Below are 15,361 nucleotides of genomic sequence, written 5' to 3'. Positions count from 1 at the left end.
TGGTGCCCGACGTCGGGAGCGCGCACCCCTCTCGCGCGCCCCTTCAGAGCAAAACTTGAGGGTTCGGGCACCACCCGTCTCCCTTGACAGCAACCGCCCCACGGGGATGGCCTTGAGCCCTGCCGCGCGCCGCCGGGGCGACGCGGCGGACACGGAACCGGGCACGGGGCACAGGGGGAGAGGGCCATGCTGCGGGTGCACTTCACGGCCGAGGACCTGGCGCGGGTACGGGTCGCGTCGGGGCCGGACTTCCTCTGGGAGATCAGCAACAGTGTCCAGACGCTCCAACGGCGCGACGGGGCGCGGGTGTTCGGGCAGTGGCGCCGCTGGGCCAGGCCGCGCCTGTCGGCCAACTGCCGCCTCCTGTCGCCCCTCCTGCCGCCGCACGGCTGCTCCCCGGACTTCCTCACCCCCACCCACGGGGAAGGCGAGACGCTCCAGGCGGCGGTCGACACCCTCGTGCGCACCCCTCGGCCGCGCCTGCGCACCGATCTGACGCGGGTGGCCGCCTCGCGTCGGCTGCCGGGCTGGACGGAGTCGCTGGCGCGTGGAGACGCCGCCGCCTTGCGGCAGTTGGGGCAAGCGCTGCACACGTACCACCTGGAGGCGCTCGCGCCGTTCTGGCCCCGCCTCCACGCCCAGATCGACGCCGACCGCATCCTCCGCCTGCACAGCCTCCTCGACGGCGGGACCGACGGCCTGCTCGCGGGCCTCGGGCCGCAACTGCGCTGGAACGCACCGGTGTTGGAGGCCGACTACCCGGTGGATCAGGAGCTGCGGCTCGACGGCCGTGGGATCACCCTGCAGCCCTCGTTCTTCTGCTGGCCCACACCGGTCACGCTCGCCGACGGCGAACTGCCGCCCGTCCTGGTGTATCCCATCGACCACGCGATGGACTGGGCCCACCCCGCACCCGCCGTCGACCGTCCGGACGACGGCGCCCTCGGGCCGCTCGTCGGTCACACGCGCGCCGCCGTCCTCAAGGCGGCGCGCACGGGCTCCTCCACGGTCGAGCTCGCTCGTCTGCTGTCGGTCACGCACCCGGCGATAAGCCAGCACGTCAAGGTGCTGCGCGCGGCGGGCCTGCTGACCACTGTCCGCCGGGCCGGGCGGTCACTTCACGTCGCCACCGCGGAGGGGCGCGCGCTGCTGCGCAGTTGCGGGTCGTAAGTCTGGGCTTTCATCGATTGCGTCTGGCATGGGCATGCAAGGAAGCTGACCGAGCAGTTGCCCACGCATCCCCCCCCACCGCGCCGCGTCCCGACACCCCGCCCCGCGCGCTGTTCAACGCGCGTCCATGTGTGAACTTCCGCGCACGGCACGCCCGGACGCCTCGACGATCCGTTGAAGGAGTGGCGTTGCGCACTACCCGTACCCTCCCCCTCGGCCTCACCCGCCGTGCGGCCGTGGTCGCCTCGCTCGCCCTGGCCGGCACTCTCTGTGCCGTGCCCGGCATCGCCCAGGCCGCCGCGTCCCCCACGGCGCCCGCGGCCTCCTCCGGGCACGGCCTGAAGTGGTCCCAGGAGCGCCATGGCCTGCCCCGCACCGGCTCGGTCGACGGCGCGACCGCCAGGGCCCTGCGGCAGGCGCCCGACGCCGAACTGCGCCGCACGTTCCGCACGGCGGCCGACCTCGGACCCGAGGAACTCGCCAACGCACGCACCGTCATCGGTGTCGGCAAGGGGGCGCAGATCCCCGAACAGGGCCTGGTCATCGCCCTGATGACGGCCATGCAGGAATCCACGTTCGTCAACTACCTGACGCCGGTCGACCACGATTCCCTGGGGGATCTTCCAGCAGCGCCCGAGAGGGCCAACGGTCCCGCTGATTCCCTGACCCGCACGCCTTCGCGCCGATTCCCCCCTCGCAACCCTCACGACCCCTCACGCCCCTCACGCCAGGAGGCCGTATGCGCAAGAGACTCGTCTCCACAGTGATCGCCGTCGCCGCCGTCGGCGCGCTCGTCACCCCGGCCGCCGCCCGGGCGGAACCCGCGCACCCGCACCGCGTGTCCGTCCTCGCCGAAGGTTCCAAGGCAGGGACCGCGGTCGTCAGCGGGCAGAACGAACCCGGCACGCGGCTGAACATCGGCGGGGCGCGGACCAAGAGCGCGCACACGCTCCCGGTCGACTACCAGGTCCAGGAGACCGGCTACTGGTGCGGCCCCGCCGCCACCCGTATCGCCCTGTCCGCGCGGATCGCCCCGCCGAGCCAGGGCGCTCTGGCGGCCCAGCTCGGCACCACCGAGGCGGGCACCGATCACATCAGTCAGGTGACCGGCGTGCTCAACGCCAACCTGGGCACCGGCTGGTACGAGACCAAGGAGATGCCGAACGACCCGCCCACCCAGGCCCAGAAGGACCTGCTGTGGAACGACATCGTCCTGGACATCGACAACAACTACCCGCTGGTGACCAACATCGTGGCCCCGCCCGGCAACCAGCCGCCCGGCTACCCCTCGGAGCAGACGATCTACCACTACTTCACCGTCATCGGCTACGACGACGCGAACCGCACCGTCCTCATCGCCGACCCCGCGTCCTTCGGCGGCAACCAGATCTACTGGCTCTCCTTCGATCAGCTCGCCACCCTCATCCCGCCGAAGGGGTACGCCGCCTGATCCGCGAGCCGTACGCCGCGTGAGCCGTACGCCGCGCGAGTCGTATGCCGTGAGGCGGCGACTGTGGGTGGCGCCACCGACACATGCGCCACCCACAGCCCGCTCGGCCGCCGTCTCGGGGGTGACGGCGACAGCCTCAGCGGCACCGACTCCGCTGAGGCCGAACAGGAAGCAGGGTCCGGGCGGTCCTGCCGACCTCAGGCACAATGACGGTCACGACGAGCTACCTACTGCTTCCGTCGCGACCCGGCGCTTGGATGCACCACGTACCAAGATTCTTCAGCAGCCCTCCCGCACGTCCTCCAGACGAAGGCGCAGACTGTGGATGCCGCGCCGGGCATGGCTCTTCACCGTGCCGAGCGGCCACCCGGTGCGCTCCGCGATCTGCGGATGGGTCAGGTCCTCGTAGAACGACAGACGCAACACCGTCCGCTGAGGTCCCGGGAGCCTGGCCAACTCCTGTGCCAGCAGCGTCCGTTCGACCGTCGCGTCCATGCCCTCGTGGGCGCCGTGATCCATCGTGGCGAACTGCGCCACCGCGCCCTCGACGAGCGCCGCCCGCCGGGTGCGCGCGCTGAGCGCGTCCGCGATCCTGTGCCGGGCGATGCCCGTCAACCAGGCGCCGAGACCGCCGAGTTCGGGGCGGTAGCCGTCCCGGCCGCGCCATGCGGCGAAGAACACCTGCTGGGTGATGTCCTCCGCCTCACGGCTGTCGCCCAGCGCGCGCTGGGCGAGGGCGTGCACCAGCGGCCCCCATCGGCGGTACACCGCCGCGAGGCTCGCCTCGTCACCACCGGCGAGGCCTCGGGCCAGATCCATGGTCCGCTCCCGCGCAGGGGCTCGCACCGGCTGTGGCACCAGTGTGCTCATCGGCGTGTCGTCAGCTCCTTCCGGCGATCGCAATCGCCGTACGAACGAACGGAAGTGGGCAGTCGCGCGGTCGCTGTGGCCGCGATCCGGTCATCCTGGAAACAGCTGCTCCGGCACGGCAACTCGCATCGGTTGTGCGTCGTATCGTGGCCGGATGAGCGAGGGGAAGCGCCGCGGTCAGGACAGCGAATCGGCCGGCACCGGAGTCACCACCGGGGCCCTGGCACGACGGCTGGGGGTGTCACCGACGACGCTGCGGACCTGGGACCGCAGGTACGGCCTGGGTCCCGCCCGGCGCGATCCCGGGCACCATCGCCGCTGGTCCGAGCGGGACATCGCCATGGTGGAGGAGATGGGCCGCCTCACCTCCTCGGGGGTCCCGCCTGCCGAAGCCGCTCACCAGGCGCTGAAACTGCTCGATCCCGATCCATCCGCCGGGACCGCGCCCGGCGGCCCGGCCGCCGTACCGCGGCCGAGGCGGCGGGCACGCCAGGCGCCGCCGTCCCCCGACACGTTCGTCCGCCGCCAGCGAGGCCTGTCGCGCGCGGCCGTGCGGCTCGACGCGCCCACCATGCAGGATCTGCTGGACGACGCGGTGGAGAGCCACAGCCTGGTCACCGCGTGGCAGGAGGTGATGGTGCCGACGCTGCACGCGGTGGGCCGCAAGTGGGAAGAGGCCGGCGACCGTTACGTGGAGGTCGAGCACATGCTGTCGTGGCATGTCTCGCGCACCCTGCACCGCTGCTCCATGGCGCCGACGGATTCCGCCGCGAACGCGCCGCTGGTGCTGGCCTGTGTACCGGGCGAACAGCATTCGCTCCCGCTGGAGGCGCTCAGCGCTGCGCTCGGTGAACTGGGCGTCCCGCAGCGCATGTTCGGCGCCGCCGTGCCGGTCGAGGCGGTCTCGTCCGCCGTGCGCCGGACGGGCCCGGCCGTCGTGGTCCTGTGGGCCCAGGCCCGCTCGACGGCGAGCGTCCCCCTGGCCCGCCACATCGCCGAGACCCGCTGGGGCGTACGAGGCGCCCGCGGGCGTCCCGCGGTCATGCTGGCCGGCCCCGGCTGGGCGGGCCCGGCCGTCCGCGGCGCACTACGCCCCACCAGCTTGCCCGAGGCACTGACCCAGATCGGCAGGGTACGCGGCGGGGCCACGGCGGAGCGGGGGACCTGACTGCCGTGTGACGCCCCGGTGCTCAGGCCGTCGCTGTCAACGGCGTGCGCAGCGCGCTGCGTTCGTCGCGCCAGGCGGCCAGGAGGCGGGCGCCCAGGCGGTCCTCCAGGAAGTCCGTGGCCTCGATGCCGAAGACCACGTCGGACTCCAGGCCGGGTTCGCTCGCGAGCAGGCCGCCGATCACATCGCGGCGCACCACCTGTTCGTGTACGGCGTCGGCCTCCACGTGTTCGTCGTAGAACCGCTCGGCCGCCTTGCCGGCACCGCACTTGCGCATCGCCTTGGCCAGCCGTCGCGAGCCCGGGGAGGACGTCACCTCGACGGCGGCGAAGTGCCCGACGAGGGCTCCGCGCAGCGCCCGGTGCAGGCCCAGCAGGGACATCAGGTTGACCGTCGCGAGTGCCTCCGCCGGGGCCGCGTCGAGATAGTGGCCGTACGCGGTCTCCAAAGAGAGGTCCCGCATGAGCTCGGCGTAGAGCCGGGCGTGGATGTCCTCGGCCCGGCCCGCCCCGAACTCGTCGAACTCGACGGCCACCATGCCCGCCTTGGCCCTGCCGTGCAGCCGGGGGATCACCCAGGCGTGCGGGTCAGCCTCCTTGAGGTGGTACAGCGAGCGCAGTGCCGCGTACTCCCTGAGCTGCCACAGCTCGCCGTCGCGTTGCAGATGGTGGCTGACGCTGGTGGGGACGTGCCCGACCGGCTCCAGGAGCAGGTCGGCCAGGGCGCGTTCGGCGCTGTCGGTGGAGCGGCAGTTGGCGCGCAGCGCGCCCAGGAAGCGTCCTTCGAGCGCGCGGCGCAGACCCAGCAGTTCGGGATCCCATTCGAGGTCCTCGCGGACCCCGTCGAAGCCCTGGTAGTGCAGTTCGTAGAGGACGTAGAGCGCCAGCTGGAGGTCGTCACCGTAAGGGTCGGCGTCGTGCGTGTCGAGGGACAGCGGCCCCGAACTCCCGCCCTGGCGCAGGGTGTTGACGACGAGCTCGGACAGCACGCCGCGGGGCTCGGGGAGGGCGGGGCTCGTGCGGCGCGACTCGCGGAGACCGTCGGAGAGTGTCTGGTTCTCAGCGGGCATCGGGTGCTTCCTCCCCCTTGGCGTGCTCGTCGGTGTGGGCGTTGGCGCTGTTGCCGGCATTGCCGCCGTTGCCGTCGGTGTTCCTGGTGTTCTCGGTGTCCTCGGGCTTCACGCGGCGGCGATGGCTCGTGTCGCACCACGGGTAGGTGCGGCTGCGGCGACAGGTGCAGATCGCGGTGGTGAAGCGCCGGGACGTCGTGACGCTGCCGTCCTCGGCGACGACCTCGACGGGCCCCTCGACGAGCAGGGGCCCCTCGGGGTCGACCGTGACACGTCGCGGCCGTGGGTCCCGCGGCGACGGGCCCGTCCCGGTCGGCGCGGGTTCAGGTGCGTTCGGCACGGATGACCACCAGTTCTTCCATCTCCTCGTCGCCCAGCAGCCCCTGCCGGCGCAGGAAGGCCCGGCGTGAGCGCAGGACGGGCCCGAACGGAATGAGCGCGCGGTCGGAGACCGAGGCCTCCAGGCCCGCCTTGGAGAGCCGGGACAGCGTGGCGTCGGTGTCACACAGCGCCGAATGGACCATGAGCAGCACACCTCCGGGGCGCAGCACCGCGGGCGCCGCGTCACAGATGCGGTCGACCAGCGCGCGGCCGTCCTGTCCAGCGTCCCAGGAACGCGCCGGGCCGCGCTGCGGCAATCGGCCGGAAGGAGAGGGCACGTACGGAGGATTGCTCGCCACGAAGTCGTAGGACCGCCCGGGAACGGCGGACGTGAGGTCACCCCGCAACACGGTGATGCGCTGACGCGCCACCAGCGCGTTGATACGGGCGGTCAGGACGGCCCGCCGGGCGATGTCCACCGCCGTCACCCGGGCGCCGAGCCGCGCCGCGTGGACGGCCAGCGCTCCGCTGCCCGTACCGAGGTCCAGCAGGTCCGTGCCGGGGCCGATGGCCTCGCGGCACAGGGCGCGAGCGAGCAGACCCGTGTCGTCCTGCGGCGCGTAGACCCCGGGAAGGGTCATCAGGTGTCCCGGGGCCGCACCAGCGGCTGTATCGGCGACCATCACGCACCTCCGGTCATTGCGGGGCCGGCCGGACGATGCCCCTCCTGATCCGGCCCTCTCACCACACTCCGCTGTTCTCGCACCTGCCACCACTCGGGTGGTGACGCACGGTGACGAGTCGGACCGACCGGATGTCTCTCTGGCCTCATGGATTCCTCGGCTGCTCGGGGCTCGCTCCCGCGACTGTCGATCTCCCAGGTGCCCTGCGAACCGGAACACACACGTACCGGACACCCGGAGTCACCGGACCCGGGGGGGGCGGAGGAGGGCCGGGGCGGAGGGGCCGCGATTGCGCCACTGCGACCTGGGTACGCGGCATTCCCAGCCACTCAGCGGAACAGCCGCTGGCACCCCGGACCAGAAAGGGCGCCATGCCGCTCAACATCTTCGTACTCGGCCTGGACGAGGCCAATCTTCCGACGCTGCGCGCGGTCCCCGACGCGCAGGACTACGTGTTCCACCCCCTCCTGACGGTCGACGAACTGCAGAGTGGAGAGGTGTCCGTCCCCGCACTGCTGGAGAAGGCCGAGGGGATACTCGACGCGTTCGACGGTCACATCGACGCGATCGTCGGCTACTGGGACTTCCCGGTCAGCACGCTCGTGCCGATCCTCAGCGAGCGCTACGGGACGCGGAGCACCAGTCTGGATTCCGTGGTCAAGTGCGAGCACAAGTACTGGAGCCGCCTGGAACAGCGGCGGGTCACCGACGCGCATCCGCCGTTCGGGCGGGTCGACATGGACAGCGCCGACCCCAAGCCCCCCGAGGGCATGGACTTCCCGATGTGGCTCAAGCCCGCCCTGTCCTACTCCTCGGAGCTCGCCTACGGGGTCGGCGACCAGGCCGAGTTCACCGAGGCGGCCGAGCGCATCCGCAAGGGGATGGGCCGCATCGGGCGGCCGTTCGAGGACATACTCGCCCGCGTCGAGCTGCCCCCGGAAATGGCCGACGTGGGCGGCCAGGTGTGCCTCGCGGAAGGTGCGCTCAACGGCATCCAGGTCGCGGTCGAGGGCTATGTCCACGAGGGCGAGGTCACCATTTACGGCATCCTCGACTCGATCCAGTACCCCGACTCGTCGTGTTTCCTGCGCCATCAGTACCCCTCCACTCTCCCCGGGCCCGTCCTCGAGCGGCTGCGGGACGTGTCGGAGCGGGTGATGCGGCAGATCGGCATGAACGCGGCGACCTTCAGCATCGAGTACTTCTACGACCCACGGACCGACGCGATCAACCTCCTGGAGATCAACCCGCGGCACTCCCAGTCGCACGCGGAGATGTTCGAGTACGTCGACGGCGTGCCCAACCACCACTGCATGCTGAGCCTCGCCCTGGGCAAGGACCCCCAACTGCCGTACCGCCAGGGCAAGTACGCCACGGCCGCCAAGTGGTACTACCGCTGGTTCGCCGACGCCACCGTGCACAACGTCCCCTCCCGCAAGGACATCGAGAGCATCGAGCGCCGCATTCCCGGCGTGCGCATCGACGTCGTGGTCGAGGAGGGGCAGCGGCTGTCCGACGCGTCCGAACAGGACAGCTACAGCTATGAGTTGGCCCACATCTTCACGGGCGGGGAGAGTGAGGAGGAGATGCGGGCCAAGTACGACCAGTGCGTGGCGGCCCTCGGCCTGACCTTCGACGAGGCGGAGCCCGGCGGCCGGGACACGAAGAACGACTGAACGACGACTGAACGAACGACCACCCCCCACGAAGGCACCACCGCAACACGAAGGAGCGTCTCCACTTGCGCTATGTGAGCGACCTTCCGTACGAGACCAAGGAAGAGGAGAACGTCACCATCCCCGTGGCGGACGGAACCCGCCTCGCGGCCCGCATCTGGCGGCCGACGTCCTCCGACCAGGACCCCGTCCCCGCGGTCCTGGAGTACATCCCCTACCGGCAGCGCGACCTGACCGCCGAGCGCGACTCCATCCACCACCCCTATATCGCCGGGCACGGCTACGCCTGCGTCCGCGTGGACCTGCGCGGCACCGGAGACTCCGAAGGGGTGCTCAAGGACGAGTACCTGGAGCAGGAGCAGACCGACGCCGAGGACGTCCTGGCCTGGCTCGCCGATCAGCCCTGGTGCGACGGCAACACCGGCATGATGGGGCTCTCCTGGGGCGCCTTCGCCGCGCTCCAGGTCGCCGCGCGGCAGCCGGAGAGCCTGCGTGCCATCGTCATCGCGTCCTTCACGGACGACCGGTACGCCGACGACATGCACTACATGGGCGGCGCGCTCCTGTCGGACAACCTCGCCGAGGCGGGCACCATGTTCGCCTACGGCACCATGCCCCCGGACCCGATGATGGTGGGGGACCGGTGGCGCGACATGTGGCACGAGCGGATGGAGGGCACCCGCCCCTGGGTGCTCGAATGGCTCCGGCACCAGCGCCGCGACGACTACTGGCGGCACGCCTCGGTCTGCGAGGACTATCAGGCCGTACGCTGTCCCGTCCTCGCGTCGAGCGGCTGGGCGGACGGCTACTCGAATGCCGTGACACGGCTGCTCGGCAATCTGGACGTGCCGCGCAAGGGCCTGATCGGCCCCTGGTCCCACAAGTTCCCGCACCTCGGTCAGCCGGGCCCCGCCATCGGCTACCTCCAGGAAGTGGTGCGCTGGTGGGACCACTGGCTGAAGGGCGTCGACAACGGCGTCATGGAAGGGCCGATGCTGCGGACGTGGATGCAGGACAGCGTGCCGCCCTCCACGTCGTACGAGGAACGTCCGGGACGCTGGGTGGGCGAGCCGTCCTGGCCGTCCCCGCACATCACGCCCGTCGTGCGGCGCCTCACCCGCCACGGGCTCTCCGAGCCGGTCACAGGGGCCGCCGCGGCCCGCGATTCCCCCGAGGGGGAGCGGTCAGGAGCGGACGAGGGACTGTCCGTCCAATCGCCCCTGTCCGTAGGCCAGTTCGGCGGGAAGTGGGCCTCCTACAACGCGCCCCCCGACCTGCCCTACGACCAGCGTGAGGAGGACGGCGGCTCGCTGGTCTTCGAGACCGACCCGCTGACCGAGCGCACGGAGATCCTCGGCTCACCCACCGTCGATCTCGACCTGAGCGTCAACCAGCCCGTGGCCATGGTCGCGGTCCGGCTCTCGGACGTGGCGCCCGACGGCAGCGCCACCCGGGTCAGCTACGGCCTGCTCAACCTCACCCGCAGCGAGGCGCACGGCGATCCGCGTCCCCTCGAACCGGGGCGCCGTTACCGCGCGGCCATTCCGCTCAACGGCGTCGCCCAGGCCTTCCCGCCGGGTCACCGCATCCGCGTGTCCCTGTCCACCTCGTACTGGCCGCTGGCCTGGCCGCCGCCCAAGCCGGTGCTCCTGACCGTGTACGAGAAGTCGAGCACCCTGACGCTCCCGGTCCGGCCGATGTCGGAGCCCGACGCCCTGCCGGAGCAGCCCTTCGACGAGCCGGAGGGCATGCGGCCGAGGTCTCCCGTCCAGCTGGTGGCTCCCGAGGAGCGCTGGCAGGTCAAGCGTGACCTGGTCGACTACGCCGCGGAGCTGGAGATCGTCAAGGACCGGGGGACGGTGCGCCTCGAGGACATCAACCTCGACGTCGGCCGCCGGGCCTACGAGCGCTACACCTCCAGGGCCGAGGACTTCACCTCCGCGGCCGGCGAGTCCGCCTGGACGATGACCTTCAAGCGCGACGACTGGGACGTACGGGTGGAGACCCGCACGGTCCTCAGCTGCGACGAGGACACCTTCCGGGTGGACGCCACCCTGGACGGTTACGAGGGTGACCGACGGGTTTTCTCGCGTACCTGGAATGAAACCGTGCCCCGCGACTTGCTGTGACACCGCGCTCGCTGTGACACCACGGCGAAATGAGCCGGGGCGAGACGGCCGGAAGTTTCTGTTTGGCCGCTATACCGCAGGGCACCCGATGGTTGGAGGTTGATCATCTCCTCCCGCTATGTGAATCCCTGCGTTTCGGGGAAAACGAATTGAGGAGTTCTCGATGAGCAACGAAATCTGGAGCTACGCTCCTACCGCCGGGCACGGCCCGGACGCCGATCTGACCGGTTACAAGGTCGAGGCAGCCGACGGCCACATCGGCAAGGTCGACAAGCACTCGAACGAGGTCGCCAACCAGTACATCGTGGTCGACACCGGAGTGTGGATCTTCGGCAAGGAGGTGCTGCTGCCTGCGAGCACCGTCACCGCCATCGACCACGAGGCGCGGAAGATCCTCGTCTCGCGCACCAAGGAGCAGATCAAGGACGCTCCCGAGTTCGACAAGGAAAAGCACCTGGGCGACCCCGCCTACCGCGACCAGCTCGGCGGCTATTACGGCGGCCTCGGTCCGGGTCACTGACCCCAGCGCGGTGGCGTGAACATTCCGCCCCATTGACACCGATGGCGTCCGAGGCAGCACATGCCTCGGACGCCATCAGGCGTTTATGCGGTGTTCGCGGATGAACTCGCCCGGCGGAATTCATGTCCGCCGGTTCTTTCGCTCAGCCGACGCGGGCGGCGATGGCCCGCGCGCATTCCAGGGATTCGGTGTGCGTCGTGTCCACTTCCATGTCGTAGAGCACTCCATGGTGGACCAATTCGGCCTGGGAGGCAGCCATCCCGGCGGCTCGGTCGCCTCGTGCCGTCTCCCGGCCCGCGGCGACGGTGGCGTCACAGCGGACGCCGACCCAGAGCACCCCCACATCTCTGAGGGCCTTTCGCCACCGCTCCTGGGACGCCGGGCCGCCGAGGAAGACCTCGTCGACGATGATCCGCGCTCCGGCGCGGGCCATCGACGCGATCCCCTCGATCCAGGCCGCCTCCAGCGTCCGGAACTCGGGGCCGACGGCCACCTTGCCGTCGCCGGCGATCTCGATTCCCTCCGAACCGGCCCGCATGGACGCGGGCATGGCGTCGACCAGGGTGTCGCAGCCGAAGGCCAGCCACGGATCAGGCAGGACCGCCTGAAGGCACCGCGCGATGCCGGACTTGCCGGAGCTGGACCCGCCGTTGAGAACGATCACTTGAGTGGTCACCGCGTCAGGGTAAGAGCATTATCGCGGCACCGGAAACGGATTTCGTCGGCCCGGCTGGGGCGTCACCCCGTCCGGGGTGTCGTCCCCGATCCGTCTGGTCAGCCCCTGCCGTCGTACGGGCTGACGCGCCGGTAGGCGGCCCGCGCGTGAAACACCCGGCCGGCTGTCGTGCCGACCAGGGCGGCGGCCAGCAGACATGTGATCCACTCGGGGTCCCGGTGACCGGCCCAGGAGATCTCACCGACGGGATGCGTGGCGAAGAAGTTCAGGAGCAGCCAGCACAGCAGGGCCGTCCCCGGCGCCGCGACGAAGCGGCCCCGCACCCCGAGGAGCGCGGCAAGGACCGAGAGAGCCGCGAGCGCGATCCCCGTCCGGTCGAGCGCACCGAGCAGATCGAGCACCATCACCAGCACGAACGCGCCCGCATAGGCTCCCGTCCAGATGAAAGGCGTGGCCACCGGTTCGGGAACGACCCGCACGCCTTTGGCGATGTACCGCCACTCCACCACCATCGTTTCCTCCCCACCGCCGGCCCGCCGGGGCGCCGCTGCCCCGGGCAGATTGTCGCACCACATCCGACGGCCGCCGTCCGGACGGACACCTGTCCGATGGTCTCCCGCTGGTCGTGTCCGCGTCATAATTTTGGGATGGACCTCGCCTCAGCTCCCGATTCCGCCCCGTCCCGACGGCGTGCCCGCGTCGTCGTCGTGGGAGCCGGACCGGCGGGCCTCACCGTCGCCAACATCCTCCGCGCCGCCTCCGTCGACTGCGTGGTCCTGGAGACGGAGAGCAGGGAGTTCATCGAACAGCGGCCCCGCGCGGGCTTCATCGAGGAATGGGCCGTGCGTGCCCTGGAACAGCGGGGTCTGGCCGACCGGCTCCTGGCCCACGCGCAGACGCACGGCGAATGCGAGTTCCGCTGGGCGGGGGAGCGCCACCGGTTCGCGTACGCGGAGCTCTCCGGGCACCGCCACTTCGTCTACCCCCAGCCCCTGTTGGTGACGGACCTGGTGAGCGCCTACGCCGACCGGAAGGGCGGCGACATCCGCTTCGGCGTACGCGACGTAAAACTGCACGCCATCGACACGGACCGCCCCTCGGTGTCGTACACCGACCCGGAGACCGGCGAGCGCACAGAGATCGAGTGCGACGCCATCGCGGGCTGCGACGGCGCGCGCGGCGTGACGCGCACCTACGCCGTGGCGGAGCGGGCCACCGTCGCCCGGCACGACTACGGCATCGGCTGGCTGGCTCTCCTCGCCCAGGCCCCGCCGTCCTCGGACTGCGTCGTCTTCGGTCTCCATCCGCGCGGCTTCGCGGCCCACATGGCCCGAAGCCCCCAGGTCACCCGCTACTACCTGGAGTGCCCGCCCGGCGACGACCCCGACAACTGGCCGCACGAGCGCGTCTGGTCCGAGCTGCACGCCCGCCTCACGGTGGCGGGAGCGCCACCGCTCACCGAGGGGCCACTGATCGAGAAGCGCGTCCTCGACATGCACAACTACGTGGTGGAACCCATGGCGTACGGGCGGCTGTACCTGGCGGGCGACGCCGCGCACCTCGCCGCCCCGATCGCGGCGAAGGGCATGAACCTGGCCCTGCACGACGCCCTGATGCTCGGTGACGCACTCGTCGCCTACTGCGCGCATGGGGACGCGAGTGGCCTGAGCGGCTACTCGGAGGCCTGTCTGCCGAAGGTGTGGCAGTACCAGGAGTTCTCCCGGTGGCTCTCGGAGCTGCTGCATGGGACGTCGTCGGGTGACCCCTTCCAGGCGGGCATCGCGACCGCGCGGCTGCGCAGGATCCTCGGCTCGCCGGCGGCCGCGGCCGCGTTCGCCGAGCTCTACATCGGCAAGGGCGCCGACGGCTGAGGATCTTCGTGTGCCCGCTGCCCGGTTAGGCTAGGGGCCTCCCCCCGCCGTGTCGCAGCTGTCGAGCGCAGCGCTCCCGGCCCTTTTTCCCGCACGCCCAGGGTGATGCCAGGCGCTGCCCGAGCACGACAGGTACCTCTCTTGTCCACGTCCGCACCGTCCCCGGCCGCCCGGCTGCGTGGCCTGCGCCCCGACTGGCTGTCCGACCCGAAGGTGTGGCGCACCGAGGTGCTCGCCGGTCTGGTGGTCGCGCTCGCGCTGATCCCCGAGGCGATCTCGTTCTCCGTGATCGCCGGGGTCGACCCCGCGATCGGTCTCTTCGCCTCCTGCACCATGGCCGTGACCATCGCGATCGTCGGCGGACGCCGCGCCATGATCTCCGCGGCGACCGGCGCGGTGGCCCTGGTCATCGCCCCGCTCAACCGCGAGCACGGGCTCGGTCATCTGGTCGCGGCCGTCATCCTGGCCGGCGTCTTCCAGATCGCGCTCGGCGCGCTCGGCGTGGCCAAGCTGATGCGTTTCGTGCCCCGCAGCGTGATGGTCGGCTTCGTCAACTCCCTCGCCATCCTCATCTTCATGGCGCAGGTCCCCGAGATGCACGACGTGCCCTGGCCCGTCTATCCGCTGATCGCGGCCGGGCTCGCCCTCATGGTGTTCTTCCCGAAGGTCACCAAGGTGGTCCCGGCGCCCCTCGCGTCCATCGTGATCCTCACGGTCATCACGGTCGGCGCCGGGATCGCGGTGCCGACCGTCGGCGACAAGGGCGAGCTGCCGTCCTCCCTGCCGGTGCCCGGCCTGCCCGATGTGCCGTTCACCATGGACACGTTGACGACCGTCGCGCCCTATGCCTTCGCCATGGCGCTGGTCGGCCTGATGGAGTCCCTGATGACCGCCAAGCTCGTCGACGACATCACCGACAGCCATTCGTCCAAGACCCGTGAGTCCATCGGCCAGGGCATCGCGAACATCGTCACCGGCTTCTTCGGCGGCATGGGCGGCTGCGCCATGATCGGCCAGACGATGATCAACGTGAAGGTGTCCGGGGCCCGCACGCGGCTGTCCACCTTCCTCGCGGGCGCCTTCCTGATGGTCCTGTGCATCGTCTTCGGACCCGTCGTCTCCGACATTCCCATGGCCGCGCTGGTCGCCGTGATGGTGATGGTCTGCTTCGCGACCTTCGACTGGCACTCCATCGCCCCGAAGACGCTCAAGCGGATGCCGGCCGGGGAGATCGCCGTCATGGTCGTCACCGTGGTGTGCGTGGTCGCCACGCACAACCTCGCCGTCGGCGTGGTCGCGGGATCGGTCACCGCGATGGTCGTCTTCGCCCAGCGCGTCGCCCACTTCGCCGAGGTCACCGCCACTACCGACGCGGACGGCGGCCGGGTGACCTATGCCGTCACCGGCGAGCTGTTCTTCGCCTCGTCCAACGACATCGTCGGACAGTTCGACTACGCGGGCGACCCCGACAAGGTCGTCATCGACCTGACCGCCGCCCACATCTGGGACGCCTCCTCCGTGGCCGCCCTGGACGCGATCGAGAACAAGTACGCCCAGCGCGGCAAGAGCGTGGAGATCATCGGCCTGAACAAGCCGAGCGCCCGGATCCACGAGAAGCTCACCGGCGAACTCACCGGCGGTCACTGACCCGCCGAGCCGGGACATTTGTACCGGGGGACCGGCGACATCCGGATCTGCCCCGCGCCGTGCCCGACCGGCACGCTGAGGGGAGTACCGCGGGGCTGTCCGAGCCACCCG

General features: G+C 70.8%; 15 protein-coding genes. 9 read left to right on the top strand and 6 right to left on the bottom strand.

Features of this window, described 5'->3' with window-relative positions:
* Window positions 1-186 precede the first annotated feature (186 nt).
* From ACWFRU_RS07575 to ACWFRU_RS07565, 3 genes are all read left to right on the top strand, one after another.
* The gene (locus ACWFRU_RS07575; protein ID WP_453685171.1) at window positions 187-1,170 is read left to right on the top strand and encodes an ArsR/SmtB family transcription factor; all 984 of its coding nucleotides are present in this window, start codon (window positions 187-189) and stop codon (window positions 1,168-1,170) included.
* 188 nt (window positions 1,171-1,358) lie between these two features.
* Window positions 1,359-1,937 (top strand): peptidoglycan-binding protein, encoded by a 579-nt coding sequence (locus tag ACWFRU_RS07570; protein ID WP_453685170.1) that lies wholly within the window; start codon window positions 1,359-1,361, stop codon window positions 1,935-1,937.
* Complete coding sequence (locus ACWFRU_RS07565) at window positions 1,910-2,620, top strand: C39 family peptidase (protein WP_453685169.1); 711 nt, start codon at window positions 1,910-1,912, stop codon at window positions 2,618-2,620. Before ACWFRU_RS07570 ends, ACWFRU_RS07565 begins: the two co-directional genes overlap by 28 nt.
* A 279-nt stretch (window positions 2,621-2,899) precedes the next feature.
* Here the strand turns inward: ACWFRU_RS07565 and ACWFRU_RS07560 are convergent, their stop codons facing one another.
* Window positions 2,900-3,439, bottom strand: a complete 540-nt coding sequence (locus ACWFRU_RS07560; RefSeq protein WP_453685168.1) for an RNA polymerase sigma factor — start codon at window positions 3,437-3,439, stop codon at window positions 2,900-2,902.
* Between the two features lie 205 nt (window positions 3,440-3,644).
* Between ACWFRU_RS07560 and ACWFRU_RS07555 the strand changes: the two genes are divergently transcribed.
* Window positions 3,645-4,658 (top strand): MerR family transcriptional regulator, encoded by a 1,014-nt coding sequence (locus ACWFRU_RS07555; RefSeq protein WP_453685167.1) that lies wholly within the window; start codon window positions 3,645-3,647, stop codon window positions 4,656-4,658.
* A 22-nt stretch (window positions 4,659-4,680) separates the two neighbouring features.
* On the opposite strand, the gene ACWFRU_RS07550 is transcribed toward ACWFRU_RS07555, so the two are convergent.
* The 3 genes from ACWFRU_RS07550 to ACWFRU_RS07540 form a co-directional block, all read right to left on the bottom strand.
* Window positions 4,681-5,727 carry an iron-containing redox enzyme family protein gene (locus tag ACWFRU_RS07550; protein ID WP_453685166.1) on the bottom strand — a complete coding sequence of 349 codons (1,047 nt, stop codon included), beginning with the start codon at window positions 5,725-5,727 and terminating at the stop codon, window positions 4,681-4,683.
* Window positions 5,717-5,974: a CDGSH iron-sulfur domain-containing protein gene (locus ACWFRU_RS07545; RefSeq protein WP_453685288.1), complete on the bottom strand. Its 258-nt coding sequence runs from the start codon at window positions 5,972-5,974 to the stop codon at window positions 5,717-5,719. Before ACWFRU_RS07545 ends, ACWFRU_RS07550 begins: the two co-directional genes overlap by 11 nt.
* A gap of 76 nt (window positions 5,975-6,050) precedes the next feature.
* Window positions 6,051-6,731, bottom strand: coding sequence for a HemK2/MTQ2 family protein methyltransferase (locus ACWFRU_RS07540; protein WP_453685165.1), 681 nt, complete (start codon window positions 6,729-6,731; stop codon window positions 6,051-6,053).
* 371 nt (window positions 6,732-7,102) lie between these two features.
* Between ACWFRU_RS07540 and ACWFRU_RS07535 the strand changes: the two genes are divergently transcribed.
* The 3 genes from ACWFRU_RS07535 to ACWFRU_RS07525 all read left to right on the top strand — a co-directional run bounded on the left by ACWFRU_RS07535 (window position 7,103) and on the right by ACWFRU_RS07525 (window position 11,056).
* Window positions 7,103-8,407 carry an ATP-grasp domain-containing protein gene (locus ACWFRU_RS07535; RefSeq protein ID WP_453685164.1) on the top strand — a complete coding sequence of 435 codons (1,305 nt, stop codon included), beginning with the start codon at window positions 7,103-7,105 and terminating at the stop codon, window positions 8,405-8,407.
* A gap of 65 nt (window positions 8,408-8,472) precedes the next feature.
* Window positions 8,473-10,536 carry a CocE/NonD family hydrolase gene (locus ACWFRU_RS07530; RefSeq protein ID WP_453685163.1) on the top strand — a complete coding sequence of 688 codons (2,064 nt, stop codon included), beginning with the start codon at window positions 8,473-8,475 and terminating at the stop codon, window positions 10,534-10,536.
* A gap of 163 nt (window positions 10,537-10,699) precedes the next feature.
* Window positions 10,700-11,056, top strand: coding sequence for a PRC-barrel domain-containing protein (locus tag ACWFRU_RS07525; protein WP_363206036.1), 357 nt, complete (start codon window positions 10,700-10,702; stop codon window positions 11,054-11,056).
* Between the two features lie 142 nt (window positions 11,057-11,198).
* Here ACWFRU_RS07525 and cpt read toward each other — a convergent pair whose 3' ends face one another.
* Together cpt and ACWFRU_RS07515 are read right to left on the bottom strand one after the other, a co-directional pair.
* The gene (cpt, locus tag ACWFRU_RS07520) at window positions 11,199-11,732 is read right to left on the bottom strand and encodes a chloramphenicol phosphotransferase CPT (protein WP_453685162.1); all 534 of its coding nucleotides are present in this window, start codon (window positions 11,730-11,732) and stop codon (window positions 11,199-11,201) included.
* Between the two features lie 98 nt (window positions 11,733-11,830).
* On the bottom strand, window positions 11,831-12,241 hold the full coding sequence (locus ACWFRU_RS07515; RefSeq protein WP_453685287.1) for a hypothetical protein: 411 nt from the start codon (window positions 12,239-12,241) through the stop codon (window positions 11,831-11,833).
* A gap of 138 nt (window positions 12,242-12,379) precedes the next feature.
* Here ACWFRU_RS07515 and ACWFRU_RS07510 point away from each other — a divergent pair, with 138 nt between their 5' ends.
* Together ACWFRU_RS07510 and ACWFRU_RS07505 are read left to right on the top strand one after the other, a co-directional pair.
* Complete coding sequence (locus ACWFRU_RS07510; RefSeq protein WP_453685161.1) at window positions 12,380-13,603, top strand: 4-hydroxybenzoate 3-monooxygenase; 1,224 nt, start codon at window positions 12,380-12,382, stop codon at window positions 13,601-13,603.
* A 141-nt stretch (window positions 13,604-13,744) separates the two neighbouring features.
* Window positions 13,745-15,250, top strand: coding sequence for a SulP family inorganic anion transporter (locus ACWFRU_RS07505; protein ID WP_453685160.1), 1,506 nt, complete (start codon window positions 13,745-13,747; stop codon window positions 15,248-15,250).
* The last annotated feature ends 111 nt before the right edge of the window (window positions 15,251-15,361 follow it).

This window comes from Streptomyces sp. NPDC055099 (genome assembly GCF_053607685.1).
Note: the sequence above shows the minus strand (reverse complement) of the source record. Positions and strands in the feature narration are given on the sequence as shown.